General features: G+C 39.4%; 17 protein-coding genes. 1 reads left to right on the top strand and 16 read right to left on the bottom strand.

Going from position 1 to position 22657, the window contains the following annotated elements:
- Positions 1-7: 7 nt before the first annotated feature.
- The 4 genes from ACYVM0_RS01085 to ACYVM0_RS01070 all read right to left on the bottom strand — a co-directional run bounded on the left by ACYVM0_RS01085 (position 8) and on the right by ACYVM0_RS01070 (position 8384).
- Positions 8-1618 carry a right-handed parallel beta-helix repeat-containing protein gene (locus ACYVM0_RS01085; RefSeq protein ID WP_460551165.1) on the bottom strand — a complete coding sequence of 537 codons (1611 nt, stop codon included), beginning with the start codon at positions 1616-1618 and terminating at the stop codon, positions 8-10.
- 273 nt (positions 1619-1891) lie between these two features.
- A complete protein-coding gene (locus tag ACYVM0_RS01080; protein ID WP_460551162.1) occupies positions 1892-3298 on the bottom strand; it encodes a sialate O-acetylesterase family protein in 1407 nt (468 codons plus the stop codon).
- A gap of 93 nt (positions 3299-3391) precedes the next feature.
- Positions 3392-4444, bottom strand: coding sequence for a glycoside hydrolase family 43 protein (locus tag ACYVM0_RS01075; protein ID WP_460551159.1), 1053 nt, complete (start codon positions 4442-4444; stop codon positions 3392-3394).
- Between the two features lie 412 nt (positions 4445-4856).
- On the bottom strand, positions 4857-8384 hold the full coding sequence (locus ACYVM0_RS01070; protein ID WP_460551157.1) for a PAS domain S-box protein: 3528 nt from the start codon (positions 8382-8384) through the stop codon (positions 4857-4859).
- Positions 8385-8922: 538 nt separating this feature from the next.
- Here ACYVM0_RS01070 and ACYVM0_RS01065 point away from each other — a divergent pair.
- Positions 8923-10191, top strand: a complete 1269-nt coding sequence (locus ACYVM0_RS01065) for a spinster family MFS transporter (RefSeq protein ID WP_460551154.1) — start codon at positions 8923-8925, stop codon at positions 10189-10191.
- A 194-nt stretch (positions 10192-10385) separates the two neighbouring features.
- On the opposite strand, the gene ACYVM0_RS01060 is transcribed toward ACYVM0_RS01065, so the two are convergent.
- The 12 genes from ACYVM0_RS01060 to ACYVM0_RS01005 all read right to left on the bottom strand — a co-directional run bounded on the left by ACYVM0_RS01060 (position 10386) and on the right by ACYVM0_RS01005 (position 22549).
- Positions 10386-11318, bottom strand: a complete 933-nt coding sequence (locus tag ACYVM0_RS01060) for a phosphatase PAP2 family protein (protein WP_460551151.1) — start codon at positions 11316-11318, stop codon at positions 10386-10388.
- Entirely contained in the window at positions 11305-11946 is a 642-nt protein-coding gene (locus ACYVM0_RS01055) for a sterol desaturase family protein (protein WP_460551149.1), read from the bottom strand. Before ACYVM0_RS01055 ends, ACYVM0_RS01060 begins: the two co-directional genes overlap by 14 nt.
- Positions 11947-11969: 23 nt before the next feature.
- Entirely contained in the window at positions 11970-12512 is a 543-nt protein-coding gene (locus ACYVM0_RS01050) for a DUF4833 domain-containing protein (protein WP_460551147.1), read from the bottom strand.
- Between the two features lie 44 nt (positions 12513-12556).
- Positions 12557-13339, bottom strand: a complete 783-nt coding sequence (locus ACYVM0_RS01045) for a CDP-alcohol phosphatidyltransferase family protein (protein ID WP_460551145.1) — start codon at positions 13337-13339, stop codon at positions 12557-12559.
- Between the two features lie 15 nt (positions 13340-13354).
- Positions 13355-15904 (bottom strand): DUF5686 and carboxypeptidase-like regulatory domain-containing protein, encoded by a 2550-nt coding sequence (locus ACYVM0_RS01040; protein ID WP_460551142.1) that lies wholly within the window; start codon positions 15902-15904, stop codon positions 13355-13357.
- Positions 15891-16289, bottom strand: a complete 399-nt coding sequence (locus ACYVM0_RS01035) for a GtrA family protein (protein WP_460551139.1) — start codon at positions 16287-16289, stop codon at positions 15891-15893. The genes ACYVM0_RS01040 and ACYVM0_RS01035 overlap by 14 nt, the downstream gene beginning before the upstream one ends.
- Before the next feature lies 1 nt (position 16290).
- Positions 16291-16740 carry a phosphatidylglycerophosphatase A family protein gene (locus ACYVM0_RS01030; RefSeq protein WP_460551136.1) on the bottom strand — a complete coding sequence of 150 codons (450 nt, stop codon included), beginning with the start codon at positions 16738-16740 and terminating at the stop codon, positions 16291-16293.
- The gene (locus ACYVM0_RS01025) at positions 16737-18062 is read right to left on the bottom strand and encodes an inositol-3-phosphate synthase (RefSeq protein ID WP_460551133.1); all 1326 of its coding nucleotides are present in this window, start codon (positions 18060-18062) and stop codon (positions 16737-16739) included. Before ACYVM0_RS01025 ends, ACYVM0_RS01030 begins: the two co-directional genes overlap by 4 nt.
- Before the next feature lie 33 nt (positions 18063-18095).
- The gene (locus ACYVM0_RS01020; protein ID WP_460551130.1) at positions 18096-19082 is read right to left on the bottom strand and encodes an NAD-dependent epimerase/dehydratase family protein; all 987 of its coding nucleotides are present in this window, start codon (positions 19080-19082) and stop codon (positions 18096-18098) included.
- A complete protein-coding gene (locus tag ACYVM0_RS01015; RefSeq protein WP_460551127.1) occupies positions 19075-20202 on the bottom strand; it encodes a hypothetical protein in 1128 nt (375 codons plus the stop codon). The genes ACYVM0_RS01020 and ACYVM0_RS01015 overlap by 8 nt, the downstream gene beginning before the upstream one ends.
- A complete protein-coding gene (spt, locus tag ACYVM0_RS01010; protein ID WP_460551124.1) occupies positions 20199-21410 on the bottom strand; it encodes an aminotransferase class I/II-fold pyridoxal phosphate-dependent enzyme in 1212 nt (403 codons plus the stop codon). Before spt ends, ACYVM0_RS01015 begins: the two co-directional genes overlap by 4 nt.
- Before the next feature lie 404 nt (positions 21411-21814).
- Positions 21815-22549 (bottom strand): Rossmann-fold NAD(P)-binding domain-containing protein, encoded by a 735-nt coding sequence (locus ACYVM0_RS01005; RefSeq protein WP_460551121.1) that lies wholly within the window; start codon positions 22547-22549, stop codon positions 21815-21817.
- Positions 22550-22657: the final 108 nt, after the last annotated feature.

Below are 22657 nucleotides of genomic sequence, written 5' to 3'. Positions count from 1 at the left end.
TAAAATATTATTTCAATCCGATAGCCCCCATACCTGGCCCGCCTTTGATGGGATTTCCTAAAATATCGTTCTTTACCTGTAACCCGATTCTTAGCCCGATACTATCGTTGGGCAGTGGGCTGATGGTGATCCCTTTGTTCAACATCAATGCACTGTTGGTGGGTAAATAATCTTCGGGTTGCAAACCTCCTTTATTGGCAAAACCCGGATCGCCGGTTACCGGATCTGTATCCTGCAATAACAAAGCAGATGGCCAGTTGTCCGGCTGCAAAAAAAGATTATGCGTCATTACGATATTGGATACCGCAGTGGAATCCAGTTCCTTTTTTTTCTGATCGCCTGCCACTATTTTAGCAGGAGTTTCGAAATAAAAAATATTGTTGGCAATAAGGATACCATTGGCACTGCTGCTCACTGCAATTCGCGGAGTAATACTGCGTGATACATAAATACTGTTGTTATAAAAATAGCTGTTATAAGGGCCGGCACTTTTTTTATCATTACCCTGGTAACCGCTGAGCCAGAAAATTTTTCCTTCCTGGAAAGCCCCCTGCTCTCCTTTTATCCTGTAGCCATCATTCACACTAATATTGTAACGGTATGCACAATTGTAATTATTGCCCAGTATTTCGCAAAAGCCCCCGGCATTATTGGCACTGAAATTACACTGCACTATCACATCACTGCAATTGTAATCAATATGAACACCTGCTGAATCACCAGGCCCGTTGGCATTTTCAAACCGGTTGTATTCAATCAGGATATTGCTGCAACCCCATGTCCATAATCCGCTACCCCTGCCCCAGTTGCGACTGTCGCTTACAGCACCGGAATGATCAATTGTATTGTGATGTATATGCCCGGCGTTTACCCCTGACAGTTGCATACCCGGGCCGCCGGTTTGAAAAATTGTACAATACGCTACCTCAATGTTTTTAATGCCGTCTTTTGTTGAAGTAAATTTCAGCCCGGTATGACTTACGTTGAAAATTTTTGTATTGAACACCTGCACACCTTTTAAAACGCCTTCCCTGGTATTGTTAATAAACCGTATGCCCCATCCGTAAGGCTGGGTTCCGTTTGCCGTTTTTACTTCTGCTGCAGCATGCATAAAACCCGGAGGATAGAAATGGATATCGTGTACCACCATGTCCGAAAATTTTATACTTTCATATTGATCATTTGCTGTTATTGCTACTAAAATTCCACAGCGCATGCGTTCTGTATTTGCTGCGTCGCTGCTGTAGGGAATAGTTGCCGTGATTTCCAGTCTACTTACTGCTATAAACGAAGCATTTTGAATAAGCAGGGCATTAAGGTTATTTCCGGCATCCAGCACCGGTCTTGACGTATCTCCATTATAGTTGTATGCACTAATTACGATGGGACGCATGCGGCTGCCTTTTACATTCTGCAGCGAGATCATGCCACTGAACTTTTGGCCTGACGCAAATAACAATGAGTCACCGGGTTTCAATTGAATACCCGCAATTGCTGCAATTGATTGAAAGGGAACTGTGCGGCTGGTTCCCCTGTTGAAATCTTTTCCTGTAAGGGCATTAAAATAATAATTTGTTGCGGTTGATGAAAACCAGAAACTGGTGAACAGTACAAGCAAAAAAAAGTTTTTGATATTCATTTACACTATTATTATCAGTAATGACCGGTTTGCCTGTCCCCAACATTCCATAACCGTGAGGCCGCAAGAGGCGTGGGATGTTTGCCGGATATTTTAATGAAATAAAGCTAATAGTAAAGTGGAGAAAATTAAGGAAGAGTAATTTCAAAAAAGAGGGGTATTCCGTTCAAATGAATACCCTCAGATATTTTTCCCTTCTGCTATGGCGCAGGCTGGTAATTACTGAATAATCGTATCATCGCTTGTATCATCTTACCAGTTATCTGTGCGGAAGGATGAAGCGGGCAAGCCTTGAGTATTGAACAGAGACCCAACTACCCAGCTTTTAAATGCATACCTTACACTAACAGGTTTTTTCACACTATCGCTCCACACCGTAATATTTGCTCCTTTATCATTGTTATTGATCGTTGCAAATGCAGGATAAAAAACTTTGTCGTCCCCGGCTATTTCAAAATCAGTCAGTGGTTTCCCAAAACTTGTCAGCCCCGACTCACTATAATCAAATGTCAGTTTTATCCTGCCGTTATTTGTTTGTTGCATATCCCTGTACACAGGGCCGCTGCAGGCAATGCCTTCTATATCGTAATCTTTCACCAATGCCCAATAAGCCAACCGGTTGCCAACGGCTTCTTTTTGTGCAGGATGAATAACTACCTGGTCGCCGATATCCAAAGTAACCGCCATACCGGTATTTTTTACCGTCTGCATGGTTTTCATTTGTGCTTCTCTCACAAAAGCTGCACCGGTATCCTTATAACCGAATGGCGCTATCTGAACGAAATAAAAAGGAAAATCTCCCTGTTGCCATTGCCTGCGCCACGATGCGATCATGCCCGTAAACATGGCCTGGTACTCTGCTGCATTTGTGCGGTTAGCTTCTCCCTGGTACCATATTGCTCCCTTTATCGTGTATCCTATATATTGGTGCAGCATGGAATTGTACATCATCGTTGGTGTTTTGTTCACATCCGTTTTAGGTAATGTATCGGGTATTTGAATATGCTTAAAACCCGCCAGCGTTTCTTTATCCATCCAGCTCTCAATAGTACTGGCACCCCATGAAGTATGTACCAGGCCCACAGGCACGCCCAGCAATGCTTGCAATTTTTTTGCAAAAAAATAGGCTGCAGCACTAAACCCTCCGGTAGTGGCCGGGCTTGCAGCATTCCACACACCATTCATATCGTACGAAGGAGTTAAGCTTGATGTTTTGCGTTGCGTAAACATTCTTATTTTATCATTCAAAGAATTTAAAATTGCTTCGTTACTGCCCAAAACAGGTTGGTTAAAATTACCTTTAACAGGCATTTCCATATTGGATTGCCCGGAGCATAACCATACCTCGCCAATCAATACGTTTTTTAAAACCACCGTACTACTTCCCTTTATATTTATAGTGTAAGGACCGCCGGCAGATGGAGTATTTATTTTCAATTTCCAATAGCCGCGGTCGTCTGCAACTGCCCTGGCATTTTTTCCCCAACTGCCTGTTACCACAATTTTGCCATAAGGCTTATCGGTACCCCATACAGACACCTGTTGTTGTTGCTGCAATACCATATTATCGCTGAAAATTGCCGGCAAATGTGTTTGTGAAAAAGACAGTGTAGTAAACACGATGCAACAAGCCGCCAGTAAGAAATATTTTGTCATCATTTTAATGTTGGATATTAAAAATTAAAGCGTTCCTGATAATTTCTGCGAATACATTCTTATTTAAAACTACCTTTTTAAAACCTTCATTTTAAGTCACTTTTTAAAACTGCTTATCTCCCAGGAATCTTTCCATTCAATTGCAGGAACATCATCAGCAGTCATTGTAAGGGGTAACCACACATACCTCGAATCTTCAAGATCCATTTTATTCCATTTGTCGGCCACGAATACAAATACCCCTTTTTCCGGGTATAACGGTAAAACATAAGCGCTTTGTGAATCAAATGTCTGACTGGCATTTTGCCCAACGCAGGGATTGGAATATTCTTTCCATTGCCCCATCACTGTATCTGCAACAGCATAGGTAGCAGGATTAGGAGACCAGCCTGTACATCCGGAGCTGATAAGGTAATATTTTCCTTTATACTTAAACACAGCAGGCGCTTCCCTCGACCTGTTAACCAGTATACGTACATCATTTGCAGTATGTGAAAGATAATCATCAGACAAAAGGCAGATATGCATGGTGGAATTATTCTCGGAAGAATAAAAATGGTAGGCTTTGCCATCGTCATCCTGGAATATCGTCATATCCCTGGCCATATTTCCATTAGGCCTTTCACTTCGTATATATTGAAAGGGGCCCACGGGAGTATCACTCACGGCAACGCCTGACCTGGCGGCTGCATAATTTTCAGTATCAACATGCAACCACATCACGAATTTTTTTGTTTTGCTGTTATAAATTACTTTAGGCCTTTCAATTACTTTTCCTTCGTACAAATCACTGGATGAATCCGTTTTATTCGATGCCAGGGCAATGCCCTCATATTTCCAGTTCAACAGATCTTTGGAAGAATAACAGGAAACCCCACCCGCAACAACCCTGTAGTTTTCCCAGTTAGACTGTGGTACTTTCCAGGTTTTACCTTTTTTGATTTCACCGTACCAATAATATATGCCGTTATGAACAATTATACAGCCTCCATGTGCATTAATTACATTGCCCGTATTGTCGTTCCATATCCGGGCGGGCATAAAAGAGGCTTGCCGGGGTTTTTGTTTATTTTGTACAGCAGTTTCCTGAGCTATAGCACCTCCCGAACAGAAAATAGAGGCTAAAAAAAATATGGGTTTCCATTTCATGAGTTTGAAGAATTTTTAACCTTTATGCCTGGCTCATTGATCACAGACATAAAATACAGGCGGCCCAAAAGTAAAGGCCTGATAGCAGAATACCAGAAAGATATAGGGCAAAAATGAGGGGCAAATAATGCAATTTCTGTACGAAAACAGTAATGATAAGATTATCTCCAGCAAAGTTCGCCCCTAAGGAAGTTGCCTTATTTCAAGCCCTCATCTTAAATGAAATCCGAAGTGTAAAACAATCAGAAGAAGAAAATACTTTAAAGCAAATATCCGGAATTCTTACCAGGAATTCCCCAATAACTGCCTACAGCCATGTATAGTATAGTACATTTAAAAGCAACTGATCTCAGCCGTAATTGTTTACTTCAGGGGGAATAATGATTAACTGATAAATTTTGTTGTATTGGATTTAATCTGCTTTTAACAAAGGTATATCTACTATCACCTCACATCCGTTTCCAACAGCCGAGTGTATAACAAAGCTTCCCGAAAATAATTGTACCCTCCTGTTCATATTAGCCAATCCTATACCTGCCTTACCAGCTTTGGAATCAAACCCTATTCCATCATCTGTTATCTTCATTTGCAACATATTGTCATTGATGGTCACTTCTACCTCAATATTTAATGCTTTTGCATGTTTTAAAATATTTCGCAATTGCTCCTGCAATATCCTGTAGAGGTTCAGCTGAAGGTCGCGATCCATTGTATAGGTTTTTGCTGCCTCGTTAAAATACAGGCTGATCTTATATTTTTTTTCTGCGTTGAAACTTTTTAATAAATGTTTAAATGCATCTTCCAATGTTGCGTTATCAAAAAAAGCCGGGGCAAGACGATGGGAAAGATTACGTATTTCATTCGAAGCAAGAGTAATGTATTCATGCGTTTGCTCAAAGAATTCGTTTATACCGGGTGGTATGGATTTTTTCATTAATCCAAGAAAGATAAGTGATGTTGCCAGTATCTGGCATACATTATCATGAAGTTCGCCTCCTATCTCATACCTTTCTTCCTCCTGCGCCTTTATGGATGCACGGGTTAATTTTCTCTCGTACTCATTTTTTTCTGTAACATCAATGGCAATCAAAAGTATTTTCTTTTCTCCATTTAATACAACCGGGATACTGGAAATTTCCACATCCATCAATTCGCCTGATTTTTTAACATGCCGTTGTCCGCTATTGATAAAATCAGAAGCAGGTCTTTTTTCAATCCCTGACTTTTCCAGTTCCCCATCGCTAGTGACCGGGCTAATATTGTCAATAGTCATATTGGCAAATTCTTCTGCGCTGTAGCCATAATTTTTAATGGATGCTTTATTTACCTGTGTAAATTTTCTGGTCTCATAATCAACCACCCACATAGAAGCAGGACTGAGATCAAACAGCTGGCGGTAGTTGGCTTCAGATTGCTTAATTATTTCTGCTGCTCTTTTTTGTTCTGTAATATCCCGTAATATTTTTGAAGCACCCACTACGTTGCCCATAATATCTTTAATAGGAGAAATAGTAAGGGCTACATCAATTAAATCTCCATTTTTTCTTACCCTTTTAGTTTCGAAATGTTCAATTAGTTTGCCTAGGCGTATGCCCGCCAAAATCTCATCTTCCTCTTTAAGCAAATCAGTTGGAATTATCCTGGAAATATGCTGACCAACCATTTCATCATAAGTGTAACCTAAGATTTTTTCGGCTCCTTTATTCCAGGATGTTAAATAACCGTCAAGTGATTTACTGATGATAGCATCATCAGAAGAGTTAACGATAGAAGAAATAAGTAGTTGCTGCTCTTCTGCCTTTCTTCGTTCAGAAATATCCCTGTAAACTACTACATAGGCGTTCACACTTTTATCATGCAGCAGGTTCATTAAAAAAACTTCTATCCAGATGTAATGTCCCATTTTATGCCTCGTGCGGTACTGGCTTTGTACAGAAATACCAGGGGAAGTACGTGAGCTTTCATATTGGTCAATACAAAGCTGCACATCATCGGGGTGTATGAAATCCATTGCCGTTTTACCATTTCTGTCTTCAATCGAATATCCTGCAATGCGCTCTACCGAAGGGCTTTGATAGATTATTTTCCAGTCTTCATCAACCAGTACAATGCCATCGCTTATATTTTCAATTAAAGCACGATGCTTTTCTTCACTTTGCCGCAATTTTTCTTCAGCTACTTTACGTTCAGTAATATCACGTACTATGGCAATGGCTCCGGATGCATCAGGAAGCATTTTCCTGCTTATCTCCACTTCCACTTTTGAGCCATCCTTTTTTTGTAAAAATCTTTCATCTGTGTATGATTTGTTTTGCCTGAGTGTATCCCAAATCAAGGGCACACTATCTTTTATTTCGGGAGGATGAAGATCCAGTACTGTTTTCCCTATCAACTCTTCTTTGGTATATTGCAGCAATTCAGTAGCGCTCCGGTTTACTTCAAAAATGATTCCATTATCAGCTACCATAAAAACGGAGTCGGCCGCATGGTCAATCAATGAGTGATACTTCTCTTCAGATTTTCTTAATGCCGACTCTGCTTTAACTTGTTCGGTAACGTCGTTACCCAATGACAAGATTGCTTTACGATTCTTGTAAATTATTTTGTGTGACGCAATTTCCATTTTCATTTCATCGCCATTTTTCTTGAGGTGTGTCCACGACATCCGGGCTACCGGTTCGCTACCATTCAGCATACTTTGCGCAAATTCTTTTATTCTTGCATGCTCTTCCTGATGACGGTATTGAAGTACCGGCATATTTATCCACTCCTCCCTGGAATATCCGTACTTATCAATCACAGTGTTGTTTACTTCCAGCACAGTAAGCGTTTCTAAATCCCACACAATAATGCATGCCGGGCTATTCTCAAAAAGGTATTGATATTTTTCAGCAGACTCCCTGATTTCCAAAATTGCCTTTTTTCTTTCACTGATATCACGAATAATGGATATATACCCAATACCTTCAAGTACACGAACATTTACCTCGGTTTCCACCAGGCTGCCATCCTTCCTTTTTACGTTTCTTTCATGCAATGAACCGCCTTCTTTTTTTATAAATTCCACTTTATCGGAAAAGCGGGACTGTTCTTCAGAAGCCATGATAGCTGAGATTTTCATGGTAAGCAATTCTTCTTTTGAAAATCCCGTCAACCCTGTTGCGCTGTCATTGGCATCTGCAATAGCAAGGTCGTTGTTAACAATAAAAATAGCATCTCCGGCGTACCTGATAAAGGTTCTGAACTTTTCTTCAGACTCTTTTATCTTCCGGTTACTTGCTTTTAATTCCCTGATCAGTTTTCTGGTATCATTGATAATAAAAAAACTGAGCAGACAGGCAACAAACAGTGATATAAAAATAATATTATAAAATTTTCTCCTGGAAGACTGGTATAATTGTTCATTATTTATATTGAGCTGTTCACTCACTTTTACCTGCAATTGGGCCAGGTCATTTAGTTTATAAATAAGCGGATTGACAGCAGTGTACAATTCTTTATCCTCAATACCGGAAGACAGTGATTTAGGGTTGCTGCTAATTTTTTGTTTCAGCTTATTAATAGCCAGGTCAGCTTTCTGTTTAAGTTCTTCTACTTCTGCAACCAATTGCTGTTCGTCCCGGGTCAGGTATGTTTTCCTGTACTTTAGCCAATTATCTTCAACTCTTTTTTCAGCTTCTTCAAGCCTGGCAACCGCCTGGTCTGGCTGAATAGAATGATTTTCCAGTTCTTGAAACAAATTAAGAATACCAGCTGAATAAGAGTAACGAATATCTGTTATTTGTCTTAGCGGTATCACCCGGTCTGCCTGTATCGATTGAGTATTCTGGCTCATCTTTCGCATACCTGCAATGCCAAAATAACCAGTTTCGATAATGAAGAATGCCATGGTGAAGACCAATAAATATAATTTTATTGAGGTGCTGATTTTTTTAATCATCGCAAGCAGTTTTGATTTAGGAAAGGCTGGTAAATTAGTTGCTGTTCAACCTATTTCATTGGAGCACATTCAATATGAATGTACAATAGCAGCGTCATAATACATAATTTATTACCGGGAATTTTAAATTCTGTTTATCTAACGTAACACATGTTATTAATCTATATTAAACAAAAATGACACGACTATTCTTTTTTAATTAATGGAACTTATGTAAATACAAAGAAGTTAAGTCAACAAACAATTAAGGTAATAAATAAGCGTTCAGCATAATTTCTTCCACCCAATATATTTGATTATATTAGATTACCTGATACAATACGGAGTGCAGTTTTGGCCTAAACATCAAAATACCAACAAGCAAAACACCAGCAGCGTTTTATTACAAAGACAACTCAATAGCTTTTAACTTGTCAGTGATGTATGCCTTTTAAAACAACTGTTTTGTGTGCCTTTAAGTAGCATGTGGTTTGCAATGTAGCTCACTGCAACAATTATTATACGACCGGAATAAATGTTTAAATTCTTTTGCATTAAGTTGAAATTTACCAAACAATATAAATACTTAGTACTGGTGTTGCTTACCTGTATGCATTGTTTAAGTGTAGTGGACAGGCAGATCCTGGTGATTCTCCAGGAATCTATAAAAAAAGATTTGCATTTAACAGATACACAATTAGGCTTACTAACTGGATTTACATTTGGTATATTTTTTATTGTGATGGGAATTCCGATTGCAAGAATGGCGGATAAATTCAACAGAAAAAATATCATTTCGGCTTCATTATTTTTATGGAGTGTAATGACTGCAGTATCGGGGTTTGCAAAAAATTTCATTCATTTATTTTTTGCAAGAATCGGAGTTGCTATAGGAGAATCGGGTGGCAATCCCCCTGCCTATTCAATCATTGCTGACTACTTCCCCAAAAACAAAAGAGCTTCCGTATTTTCAATTTTTGCCTCCGGTGCATTTTTAGGGATTTTATCAGGATACCTGGGTGGTGGTTTATTGAATCATACTTTTGGCTGGAGAAAAACACTGATTATGCTTGGCACACCCGGGGTCCTGTTTTCATTGGCACTTTTCATGTTTATAAAGGAACCCAAAAGAGACGGCATTATAAAAAATAATGGCAGCAGTAACATAAAACAACCCTTTGTTACATCTGTTAAATTAATTTTCAAAAGCAGGGCGTTTGTTTACCTATGTCTTGCATTTGGCGCAAATTTATTTTCCTTTTATGGCATCAATAACTGGATGCCATCTTTGCTGTCACGCATACATGGAATGGGAACGGCCGAGATAGGTACCTGGCTATCATTAATTGTGGGTGTTTCAGGCCTGCTTGGTAGTATTGCAGGTGGAAAACTGATTGACAAATACGGCGTATTAAATATCAAATACTACCTGTGGTTTCCGGCTATAGCTAATTTGATATCAATTCCTTTCTTGCTGGTTGTTTTCTTAAGTTCCAATAAACTGCTGGTTTTAGTGGCTTATATCGTTCCAAGTCTTTTAAGCAGTATGTTCCTTGGAACAGCATTTGCCCTCATCTACAGGGTGGTGGCAAATGATGTTAAAGCACTAGCCACTTCAATCTGCATGTTTATAGTAAATCTTCTTGGTATCAGTATGGGCCCACTAATAATAGGATTTTTGAGTGATTTGATGGCGGCTTCTCTTGGCACTTTTTCTTTAAGATGGGCTTTAATGCTTGCTTTAGTAGTAAGTACAATTGCTATTTTCCTATTTCTTAAAGCTGCAAAATATGCCGGGCAGGAAATCATAAACCAAGTCTCTGATTAATTGTCTCAGTTTGAAAATAAAAATCACAAAGGGGAAATCAAATTTCTAAAATAAAACAGAACAAGTAATTTATGCTTTCCAAACTAAGTTGAAACGAAATGAGTTCACAAGGAATTTCTAACATTTCGTTACATAAAAAAAAGCAGTAAAAGCTGTGAACAAAACAGGTAGCATAAACCTGTACGTTTTTGCTATCACCTTATTTTTTGCATGATATTTAAATAAAGCTGTCCTGGTTTTTTAACAGAAATAATTTTGTTAAACAGCGCTATACCTGAAATGGCACACCCTATACCTGCCAGTACATCTACTACATAGTGATGACTGGTGTATACAGCTGCCAACCAGATACCCAGCATAATAATAGCGAAAACAATATTGATCTTACCCAATTTACCCTTTATACCATAGTACAAAACGATGACCGGGTAAGCCGAGTGCAAAGAAGGCATGGCAGCAAATACGTTGGAGCTTTTTGCATAGAGGGATGCGAAAAGACGGATTTGAAAAAAATCATCAAACCGCTGCAGCCCTGCGGTATTGCCAGCTGTATGTTCTATAAAATGAAAACCATGTTGCTGTACGTACCATGGTGGTGCTGCAGGATAAATATAGTATACTACAAAGCCGAGAATGTTTACTAAAAAAAAGGTAAGGGCAAATTGTAAAAATAATTCCCGGTTTTTATAAAACAGGTACACCGCAAATAACAAAGGCACAGGTATCCAGCATAAATAAAACAAACCAGCTATTATATCGAGGGCGGTATTAACATGCAGCAACAAAAATTCATTGGGTGTAAGAGTGCTTCCTCCATTATGGATACCAAATAAATATTTTTCGGCATTATAGATGCTTTCTATGTGTACCACATTAAAATTATAATTGGGAAATGCCTTCATATAATCAAACACTATCCAATACACGATGAATATGGAAAACCCCAGGATAAATTTCCTGGAAGGCAGCGAAGCATAATAAAGCACATTAAAAATTGCGGCTAAGATCACCTGCTCCGTTTTAAAACCTACCAGCACAGCAGATAGCAACAGGTAGATTGTGGTAATTACCGAAGTAATTATCACATGATCTTTAGAAAGATAAGCTGTTTTTTTAGTGGCCTGCATCAGCATTATTTTTCTTTGTAAAACCCGACCTGAAAATAATATCCCATAAGGCAGAACTTACCCCATAACCTTTAGTGGCATCATCGTAATGGTGCAGCATGTGGTGCTGTTTAATTTTTTTCATCAGTCGGCTTTTGAAATTATAGTGGTGCATGGCATAGTGCAGCATATCATAAACTAAATATCCGGTTATAAAACCCGGGTAGAATGCAAACAGGTTAGCCCGGGTCTTAAAAAATAAAGCAAATAAAAAATAAAACCCAATTGCCAGAGGAATACTTGCAGATGGTGGCATCACTAATCTTTTAGCATCTTTCGGATAATCGTGGTGTACCCCGTGAAAGATAAAATGCAAGCGCCTGCCCCATTTGGAGGAAGGTTCAAAATGAAAAATATACCGGTGCAACAGGTATTCGGTAGCCGTCCATATAAAAAGGCCTGCAATAAAATACAGCAGAAAAACACCGGTATTGATAGCTGCATCAAAGGCCCTGACTGAAAAAAATATAATTACCGGGATATAGATAAAAAGCGGAACTGTAAAATGAACTTTAGATAAAGCTTCCATTACTTCATTATTGAACATTCGAACCGATGAAGTAGCATTAGAGATGTATTTTTTTTTCATAACCGGGGCTGTTTATTGTTACGCTACACTTTTATTTGTTCGGTTGCTTCTAAACCTGTTACAAGATCAATACCTTTAAACTCGATATATTCCACATTGGGTGACCAAAAAGTGCCGCCGTTAATTTTCAAAAAAATGCGGTTGACCATTATCTGCCTATTGTTTACGCTGGTGTACACATAATATCTATTGTCTTCGGTTTTTCGCATATAAAACAACCGCTTTTTGTAGGCCACAATACGCAATTCGTAAAAATCTTTAGCCAGCCACTTTGTTTTAATGCCATAGGCATAATGACGTTGTATGCCACTCAATTCTGCACGTTGCCCTTTTTCGCCATACCGTATCCAAAAAACGTGTACTGGTTCAATGGTATCCAGTTCGCCGGTTTTGGTATAATTTACCTCGTACACCACGGTATTGATATTAGGGGTACGCTGCAGGTAAAACAATTGATTAGCATTTCCGGAGGGCACCGGAAAAACTTTATCCTGCGCCATGCCCTGGCTGGCGTTAAGCATAAAAAGAAGTATTGCTATCCTCCCTGTTAAATTTATTTTTGTCATACTGATATTTGTTTTACTGATATTTTACAGTTTATAAAACCGTATCAGGAAGCATTGAAAAAATAATCATGCTCCTGCAAAATTTGTTTATGTAAAAGCATTTGCTGTTTTTTTTGATCAGCAGCTTTTTTCTCCAGCGCTTTTTTGGCATCCATTAAACGTTTAATAGCTGTAAAATTGGTTAGCACAGCCATTACGGTAATGGGTAACGTAAATACCGACATGGTTTCAAAAACATGAAATGATACGCCCGGAATAAATAATTTATAATCGCTGCCAATTATTTTGGAGCTGATAAAACTTGCAATGGCAGCTACCGATATCAATACAATTCTTTCCGGCCGTTGCATAATGCCTCCTTTATTTTCAATACCAAGCCCTTCACTGCGGGCTCTTGTATAGCTTACCATCATTGAACCGATCAGTGCAATAAAAGCAAAGAGGGAGCTTAAAAAATAATGATGCGCCACTAAATAATAACATATACCTAAAAAAAGTACCAACTCACTATACCTGTCCAGCACAGAATCAAATAGAGCGCCGAAGGGGGAACTCATGTTTCCCAAACGGGCAACCTGGCCATCGAGCATATCAAACAACCCTGCAAACAATATTAAACCACCGGCCCATCCTATATACCTGAAATCGCCCCGGTTACCTTCTTCGGCCCCCACTATAAAAATGGCTGCAACGCCAATATTTAATACCAGGCCGGTTACTGTAATAGCATTGGGGGTAAAACCTATTTTGATGAGACCCCTTACCAACGGGTTAATGATAGTATAGATCAGTTGCTGCAACCTGTCTCTTATTAATTGTTTTGGCATAAAATATGCTTTATGTTAAAAATCAAATTTCACTCTTGAACGTATGCCCCATTTTGATACATCGGGATTGTCCAGGTAAGTAAGCCGTTTTACAAAATCTATTCTTATCAATTTAAAAATATTGGCGATGCCCACACTTACTTCTACGTATGGTTTTTGATTTAATGAAAAGGTTGTAGGCGCACCTGTGCCTGAATCATTGGGAAATTTAAATACAGCTGTAGTTTTGTCCGGGTTGTTTTCGTCCCTTACACCACCGTATAAGATTTTGGCACTCGCTACTTCACGAAATTTTAGTTTTTTCAGCAGCGGTATCTTATTAAAAATAAAACCGTTCAAATAGTAGTCTGTACTTAGTGATGCATAGTGATCACTTACAAATTCCATAAAATTCATCAGGTTGTAAGAATTGAGCTGGTAGGCATATGTCTGATTAGCCCGGTGAATATTTAAGAGCGGGTATGGCACCTGCCCGAAAGTGTAGCCACCTTCTGCAACTATATCTGCAAAGCCAAGTTGCGACAAGTATACCCGTTTGAATATATTCAGGTTTACTGCGTGATAATTATACTCGCCGGATACCAGTCCTTTAATACCTGCGCTGTAACGCAATTTAAAAACGGGATATTTATTAAAGATGGGTATGCGGTATACTTTGCCCTGGTAAAACTGTTCATGCGGCGCCCATCTTATTTCTGCCGATACTTCTGTAGTGGTGATATCAGGAATTATGTTATACCCGGACACAGAAGGCTTTTGATACACAATGCTACCTGCTGTGGTTTGTTTCCAGTTTTTAAACCCGATTGTATAAGAGATATTTTTTCCAAACTCTTTTATATATTCTACTTTAAAAATATTGTTGTACAACCATTTACTGTTATCGCCTCTTTTAAAAGACAATAAAAAATTATCTTCCTGCACAAACTGCAATTCCTGTCCGGGTATCTTTGTATCATACTGGTAGCTTACCCTCAAAAAATTTAACGGGTAAGAGTAAATTGATTTATGGTTGAAGGAATAGGTTGATGATAGATAATATTTCCATTTTTTATCTTTAAACCCATAGGCAGCATAATTTTCGAAATAAATATTTTTATTGAATTTGGGTGTGGTACGTCCCCCAACCCTGAGCCTGAAACCTTCTACCGGGTTAAAACTATAGAATGAGTTTACAGGCCCTATTTCAAATCCGCCAAATGTTTTATAGCCCGCCAGTATAAGGGTAGCATAATCCATAAACCTTTTGTACGAGTGCATATTCTGCAGGCTGTCGATATTGGAATATACTTTTGCTTCAATTACAGATAAAGGGTGATGCCGGTTAGCTAACCAGAAACTATCAGTCATGCTTTCGGGATTATCGAGTACCACTTCCGGTTTCCCTTCGTAAACACTATCGGCCCCGGGCTGGTTGATAGTAAAGTCTTTGTATGACACCGTTCTTTCGCCCACAATACCACCCGATGCATTTTTAGACAATGCAAATTCGGCCAGCATATTACTCATGCTCACATGATACCTGCCATCAGTACTTTTTTCAAATTGCTGGTTAATTTTCAGTTCCCTTGTCCAGTTAATATTTGCCCGCTTACTGATCGTCATATTTATTTTCTGTACGGCAAAATTGCCATCCAGCGTAATAAACATAGTACCCCTGAAGATCAGGTCATTCGGGTTTTTAGGGGTGAAATATAATTTCACCAGCTTAATCCCCTCCTCTTCCACCGTATCTCTTATGTAGAACCTGTAAAATGCCGGGGCTGCATCTGCAATAGGACTCAAAAACTGGTTGCTCAGTATGGTGATATTATTTTCGTACACATCAATATCTGCGTACATCCGGTTCAGGTAAGTACTGATACCATTATTGTCTACAAATTCACCAAAATTTACTTTCTTCTCTCCAAGTATATAGGTTTTTTCTTTTTCGGGATCTTTTCTAAAATATTTCTGTGATAATTTCTCTTCCAGGTAAACAGGCAGTAATGACTTACCCTCCAGCTTGCTGGTATCCTGGTTTTCCAAAACAAAGCTGTAGTTCTTCAGCAATTTACTGTGCTGCAGTTTTTCGGGCTTATTGGTTAATGACAGCTCCATTTTTTCGTACTGCTGGTATTGCACATAAGGATAAGCAGTTATCCTGTTGCTGTTTTTATGGCCGATCACTTCACGTATCAGTTCCACAGCAGGGTTATCCTTGTTCCTGTATTTGCCTCTTTTATTGGTGGATACAACAACTTCTTTCATTGCTGTTAATTGCATGTCAATATTTATCTCCTGCTCCTTACCGGGAATAATGGTTTTAGAAACGCCAATATAACCGCCACATGAAAATTCTATTGTTGTAAGCGTGGCATTGGTAGTTGATAAAGTGTATCTCCCGTCTTCATCACTAACGGCACCCTTATGATTTTTAAAATAAACACTTACAAACGGCAACGGCTTTTGTGTAACTGCGTCCCTGATCACCCCCTTGATCACTGTTTGAGCATTGCTGTAGTTATAAGCCAGCAGCATAAATATTAATACTATTACCTGTCTTAATTTTTTATATCGGTTCATTAGTCATCTGATTTTTCTTAAACACATAATTCTTTTGCAACGGATAGTTATAGGCAATTGCAATACAACAAGCAACAACCAGTTTTGCAAGGGCATAGTGCAGCGATGCTAATTTTGTAAGAAAATACATTCCCCCGGCGTTCAATAGCAGATTACCTGTCCAAACCAACAGGTATTTTAAAGCCTGTGAACGGGTACTTGTTCCTGCTGCGTTAAAAGCCCAGTACCTCCCTATCAAAAAATTTATCAAGCCTCCGCTAACCGTACCTGTTATGGCTGCCGTAACCACGTGTACTTTAAAAAAGTATATTGCCCCGGTTGTAACTGCAAAGTCAAATAAAGAAGCCATTAATGCGGCTACATTGGCTTTAAAAAAAACAAGCATTTTAAAAAATATTTGATGCAATTACAAGCCGCAGCAACAAATGAGCATATATCCCGGCCACCACATCGTCTGCCATAACACCCCAGCCGCCCGGTAATTGCTCGGCTTTTTTTATTCCCAATGGTTTTACTATATCAAAAAAGCGAAACAGTATAAATCCAATGGATAAATACGTACTGGTAACCGGTATAAACAACAAGGTGATCATCATACCTGCCACTTCATCAATTACAACTTTATTACTGTCATGCCCCCATATTTTTTCCAATGCTCCTGCACTCCATATACCTGTGATTAAAATAATTACCAGTGCAACCGGCTGCCACACCAAATCATAGGCAGCCAGGAAAAATAAAATAGTGCAATAAGCTACTGCAGCAACAGAACCTGCGCCCTTATCAACATACCCGATGCCGCATACAGTAGCTATTGACTTGTAAATGATCCTCATGCAAAGGATGTAAGTTCTTCATAGTAATCCTGTCCAAGATGTGTGATCAGGTCCTCACCCATGATATGCCTTAAAGTGTTCTGCAATTTTATCTGCTGTTTAAAAATATCATGCTCCACCCTTAGTTCCGGTAATGTTTGCGGTGATTTAAAATAGAAGGATAACCATTCCTGTATGCCACTCATGCCGGAGCGTTGTGCCAGGTCAAGAAACAAGGCAAGATCGAGTACAATGGGTGCAGCCAATATAGAATCTTTACACAGGAAATTTATTTTGATCTGCATCGAATACCCAAGCCACCCGAATATGTCAATATTATCCCAGCTTTCTTTATTATCGCCATGCGGTGGATAATACTCAATCCTTATTTTATGGAACAGGTCGCCGTACAATTCAGGATTAATATCCGGTTGTAAAATATCTTCCAGCACACCCAGTTTTGAAACTTCTTTTGTTCTGAAATTCTCCGGGTTATTTAGTACATAACCGTCACGGTTACCCAGTATATTGGTAGAGAACCAGCCACGTACCCCTAAAGCCCTGGCCTGTAATCCCGGTGCCAGAACGGTTTTCATTAATGTTTGCCCGGTTTTAAAATCTTTACCGGCAATTGGTGTTCCGGTTTCCTTTGCAAGATCGATCAATGCAGGAATATCACAGGTAAGGTTAGGTGCCCCGTTTGCAAAAGGTACGCCAAGCCTTATGGCAGCATAGGCATAGATCATGCTGGGAGATATGTGCGGATGATTATTCTTTAACCCTGCTTCAAAACTTTCAATAGTGGCATGCACTTCTGATTCTTCAAAATATTTTTCTGTGGAACCGCACCAGACCATCACCAGGCGGCTGGTATCATTACGTTGCTGAAAATTTTCAATATCTTCTATTACGGCAAGCGCCAGGTCATATTTTGTGGCGGCGCTTTTAATATTATTTCCACTCAGGTTAGCAACATAGTTTTTATCAAAAACCGCTTTCATGGGTTGTATTTTTTCCAACTCCGGTTTAATGGCGTTTAATAAACCAGGTTCAAGCACTTTTGCTTTTACTGCAGCTTCGTACACATTGTCTTCATAAATATCCCATCCGCCAAATACAATATCATCCAGGTGGGCAAGCGGCACAAAATCCTTTATTTTCGGCTGACGGTTTTCGGTTCTTTTACCCAACCTGATCGTTCCCATTTGAGTTACTGATCCAAAAGGTTGGGCCAGGTCTTTCTTAATAGCTTCCACACCTGCTATAAAGGTGGTGGCTACGGCGCCAAGGCCCGGCATCAGGATGCCCAGTTTTCCTTCGGCAGGTGTTACAAATCCTTTCATATCTTTTGTTTTTATTGTTTAAAAATTATGTATTCAGATCCATTTGTTTTTTTTATACCAGTCAACAGTTTCAGCCAGGCCCCTGTTAAGATCATACACAGGCTCAAATCCCAACTCCAGGTAAGCTTTTTCAATACTGCAGTTCCAGTTTACAGCAGTTAATTCTCTTAGCTTTTCACTGTTCAATGCCGGCACCCTGTTAAAAGCTCCATAAGTTATTTCCAAAACCCCGGCCAGCAGTTTTACTGCCCATTGTGGCAAATGAACCTGTTTTGTTTTTTTGTGCAGTAAAAATTTTATACGTTCAGCTAATTCATAACGGTTATGAATATCCCCATCGGATATATGATACACTTTGTTATGATAATTACTCATCAGCGCTTTTACAGTTACATCAGCTACATCTTTTACATATACAAAACTCAATTGCTGGGCCTGCTTTCCTATATATGGTTCCCACCCCCTGCTGATAGCTTTAAAAAGCAGGAAGATGTCTTTTTCACGGGGACCATAAATTGCTGTAGGCCGTATTATGGTCAAGGGCAGTACCAGATCACCCAGCTTTTGTTCTGCTAACAATTTGCTCTTTCCATAGGAAGTTACCGGCCCGGGTATTGAATGTTCTGTAAGTATACCTCCGGTATGTTGTAATGGACCAACAGCTGCAAGGCTGCTTACAAAAACAAATTTTTTCAAACCGGTATCAGCCATTGCTGCAGCTTTACCTAATTTATAAGTGAGCTCTGCATTTACCTGGTTGTATTTTTCTTTATTATCTGCTCTTGTAATACCTGCGGCATGAATAATATACTGGTATTGCTTATTTTCTATTTCAGCTTTCATATTGGTGATACTGCTGAAATCAGGATAAGTATATTTGATATTGAAATGCTGCAGGTGTTTTACATCACTGTTCTTCCTTACCGCTGCATACACATCAAGGCCAGCAGCAAGAGCCGCTTCAATAAGATGAAACCCTAAAAAGCCGCTGGCCCCCGTTATCAATACCCTTTCACGCATGTAATGATTTTTTATAGATGCGGTACTTTTTGTACAGCCTGCCATTCATATTTGTAATGCCCCTGTTCATAAGATCGTTGTGTTCCAGTATCCATGAGGCTTCGCCGCCACGCATTTTTCTTTCTGCAGCCCGTTTAATGATGCCTGCATAAAAACAAGCTTCTATGCCTTGTTTTTTATACCCTTCTATTACCCCCAATGCAATTACCCTTACGTTATTTATTTTCTTCAACCCCAGTAATAATCTTATGATGCCCGTGGGTAATAACCTTCCCCGTTTAACTTTTATCAATGTCTGGTTGATATCGGGAATGGCCAATGCAAAACCAACCAGTTTACCATCATGCTCGGCAAGCAGGCATAATTTTTTATCCACGATCAGTTTTAAATCTTTGGCTAAATAATTAAACTCATTATCTGTAAATGGAACAAAGCCCATATTCTTATCCCATGCTGCATTATATACTTCCTTTACTTTGGCGACCTCGTTTTTAAAGTCCTTCATATTTAAAGTGCGTATGGTAATATTCTTGCGTTGTAACCTTTCTGTTAATGTCTTTTCCAGTTTTACCGGCCTGTCATTAATATTATCGATAGCAATATCATAAGCCAGCAGGTCTACGTTTTTTGTAAACCCGAATGTTTCCAGGAGTTTACCGTAATAAGGTTTGTTATATACCATCATGGCCACAGCAGGTTTATCAAATCCTTCAATCAGTAAACCACAGGGTTCATTAGTAGAAGGGTTTACCGGGCCTGTGATATTGGTTACTCCTTTTGCACGTAACCAGTTTGCTGCGGCAGTAAAAAGAGTATTCGCAATTTCCTGGTCGTTCACACAATCAAAAAAACCAAAGAAACCATCTGAAGTATTATTGTAACTATTGTGGTTATTATTAAGTATAGCAGCTATCCTTCCTTTTATGTGCAGGTTTTCATGTACCAAAAAAAGCTGTATAGCTGAATGCTGATGAAAAGGATGTTTGCCGGGTGTAAGCAGGTCTCTTTGTGCAATAAAAAGTTCAGGCACATAATTGGCATCATCTTTATACAGTTCATGCGGAAAATCAATAAATGATTTCAGCTTGCTTTTTGTATTTACTTCTTCTACGTAGATCATAGTTCCTGTTTTTGAAGCAAGTGCTTAATGTCTAATTTTATAGCGGTGATATTAAATTTTTCCAGGGCTTCCTCCACCTGGCTGAAAGTATGTGTTGCCATTAATGAAAACCTGATAAGCGAACTATCTGATGAAACTGCAGGCGATACCACAGGATTTACAAAAACACCGGCCTCCAGTAATTTTTTTGTAAAGAGGAATGTTTTATAATTATCCCTGATATACACCGGTATGATGGGGCTTTCAGTTTGTCCTGTATCAAAACCATAATAGTCAAATAGCTGCTTTGCATAAGCGGTATTATCCCAGAGTTTTTCAATACGCTCAGGTTCATTTTGTATGATATCCAATGCAGCAATTACACTGGCGGCGGCAGCAGGCGTCATGCTTGCACTAAAGATCAGTGAGCGTGCCTTGTGTTTCAGATAATCAATTACATCTGCATCTCCGGCAATAAATCCACCCAATGAAGCCAGTGATTTACTGAAGGTGCCCATAATTAAATCCACCTTGCCGGTGAGATCAAAATGAGAAGCGATGCCTGCGCCTTTACTACCGATTACGCCTAAACTATGGGCTTCATCCAGCATGATATTGGCACCATATTTATCAGCAAGCGCTACTATTTCCGGAAGCCTGGCGATATCGCCTTCCATGCTGAAGATAGCATCTACTGCAATCAGTTTCATTGCATCGGCAGGAAGATGTGATAGTTTTGATTCCAGGCTGGCCATATCATTGTGCCCGTATTTGATCACTTTTGAAAATGACAACCTGCTGCCGTCAATGATTGAGGCATGATCATATTCATCCAGTATCAGGTAATCATTGCGCCCGGTTATACTGGAGAGTACGCCCAGGTTGGCCTGGAAACCTGTACTGAAAAGGATAGCAGCTTCCTTACCGGTGTATAAGGCCAGTTTATTTTCCAGTTCAATATGAATGTCCAGTGTACCATTTAAAAAACGGGAGCCTGCCACACCGGTCCCGTATTTTTCAGTGGCTTTTTTTGCAGCTGCTATTATCGTGGGGTGGTTGGTTAATCCCAGGTAGGAATTAGAACCGAACATTAAAACTTTTTTATTATTCAGCATTACTTCCGTACCCTGTCCCGACTGTATTACGCGGAAATAAGGATAGATACCCATTTCCCTGATGATGGAAGCATCTTTAAAAGCAGTAACCCGGTGCTGTAATTTTTTCTCCATTGATTTTTATTTTGCTTTGGAAAAATCTCCAGTGTTGATAAAGAAATAACCAGGAATTTGTATGGATGGCCATTCAATTCCCGTCTGTCTGATTGAAAGCAAAATTGCGACAGTAAAACCGGCTTGTCAATGTCTGTATGGCGTATTGATATGTCTGAATGGCTTCAAATAAACAGGCCACTTAAATTGCTTCACAGGCCTAATTGCAAGCCTTTATTCCCAACCTGAGGAAGGAGTTAATGACATATAAAATACCGCCGGCTATTACACATGGTGTAGCCGGCAACTGTTGATTGCATGAATGTAAATTTTACCGGTAAGCGGGCAGAGTAAAAAAGGGAGTAGCCCGGTAACGCCACCTAAGGCGAACCAATGAGAGGATTGAAATAAAAGAAAGTGCGTTTCTATTGTACCGTATTGGTTTCCTGAAACATTTGAAAAATATCATCGGGCCTGCTGGCCTTACAGAAGTACAATTGCTGGATACGGCTACCGATCATTTCGCTGCTTACTACCGAAGTATATTCCGGCGTATCAGCAGTTAATGGCGGAACCAGGTTCTGGTCTACCCAAAGATGGTAGTATTTAACGTTATGCTTTTTTGTTTCGTCAGCAAATATTTTCGACATCTCCATTTTGGTATTGGCAGCAATCTTTGATAAAGGGCATAGATTTTCCTGCTTAAGCAGGCTGCTGTCGCATACACTGATATAAAGGCCTTCGCTGTTTTCCTTCATAGTACGTAATATCAGTCTTGCACACACGAAGAAAGGGGTTACTTCATTATCCATCATATTCTGCCAGTCGCTGATATGCAGTTCTGTTAACTCCATATTGCATGGCATACCATTAAATATGGCAATGCCAATATCTATCTTGCCAAACCGCTCAACGATTGTTTCTGCAATATCAAACCCTGAGTCATAATCGGGCAGCTCCGTTAACTGGGTTATTAGTGTACCGTCTTTTATATCAGCTACACTTTCTTTTAACTTATTGATCTCGTGTAAACTTTTTGCAGGCACTATTAATGTGGCATCCTGCTCTAAAAAATAACGTACAATACCTAGTCCCACAGGGCTTGTTCCACCTGCAACCAATATGATCCTGCCCGTCATCTTTTCATTGCTTTGCTGCATGTTACTATATTTATGTAGTGTAAAATTACAGCAAAATAATTGCAGAAAAATGTTTTAAAGTACTTATAATATGTCAGAATGGAGCAAAAAGAACACGGATGATACCGG

This window comes from Ferruginibacter profundus (genome assembly GCF_054783275.1).
The sequence above is the reverse complement of the archived record's forward strand: the minus strand, read 5'-3'. Positions and strand labels throughout refer to the sequence as shown.

Bases quoted from the DNA above. Each gene is read 5' to 3' on its own strand.
- ACYVM0_RS01080 (WP_460551162.1), bottom strand. From the start codon at position 3,298: ATGATGACAAAATATTTCTTACTGGCGGCTTGTTGCATCGTGTTTACT.
- ACYVM0_RS01075 (WP_460551159.1), bottom strand. From the start codon at position 4,444: ATGAAATGGAAACCCATATTTTTTTTAGCCTCTATTTTCTGTTCGGGA.
- ACYVM0_RS01070 (WP_460551157.1), bottom strand. From the start codon at position 8,384: ATGATTAAAAAAATCAGCACCTCAATAAAATTATATTTATTGGTCTTC.
- ACYVM0_RS01060 (WP_460551151.1), bottom strand. From the start codon at position 11,318: ATGCAGGCCACTAAAAAAACAGCTTATCTTTCTAAAGATCATGTGATA.
- ACYVM0_RS01055 (WP_460551149.1), bottom strand. From the start codon at position 11,946: ATGAAAAAAAAATACATCTCTAATGCTACTTCATCGGTTCGAATGTTC.
- ACYVM0_RS01050 (WP_460551147.1), bottom strand. From the start codon at position 12,512: ATGACAAAAATAAATTTAACAGGGAGGATAGCAATACTTCTTTTTATG.
- ACYVM0_RS01045 (WP_460551145.1), bottom strand. From the start codon at position 13,339: ATGCCAAAACAATTAATAAGAGACAGGTTGCAGCAACTGATCTATACT.
- ACYVM0_RS01040 (WP_460551142.1), bottom strand. From the start codon at position 15,904: ATGAACCGATATAAAAAATTAAGACAGGTAATAGTATTAATATTTATG.
- ACYVM0_RS01035 (WP_460551139.1), bottom strand. From the start codon at position 16,289: ATGCTTGTTTTTTTTAAAGCCAATGTAGCCGCATTAATGGCTTCTTTA.
- ACYVM0_RS01030 (WP_460551136.1), bottom strand. From the start codon at position 16,740: ATGAGGATCATTTACAAGTCAATAGCTACTGTATGCGGCATCGGGTAT.
- ACYVM0_RS01025 (WP_460551133.1), bottom strand. From the start codon at position 18,062: ATGAAAGGATTTGTAACACCTGCCGAAGGAAAACTGGGCATCCTGATG.
- ACYVM0_RS01020 (WP_460551130.1), bottom strand. From the start codon at position 19,082: ATGCGTGAAAGGGTATTGATAACGGGGGCCAGCGGCTTTTTAGGGTTT.
- ACYVM0_RS01015 (WP_460551127.1), bottom strand. From the start codon at position 20,202: ATGATCTACGTAGAAGAAGTAAATACAAAAAGCAAGCTGAAATCATTT.
- spt (WP_460551124.1), bottom strand. From the start codon at position 21,410: ATGGAGAAAAAATTACAGCACCGGGTTACTGCTTTTAAAGATGCTTCC.
- ACYVM0_RS01005 (WP_460551121.1), bottom strand. From the start codon at position 22,549: ATGCAGCAAAGCAATGAAAAGATGACGGGCAGGATCATATTGGTTGCA.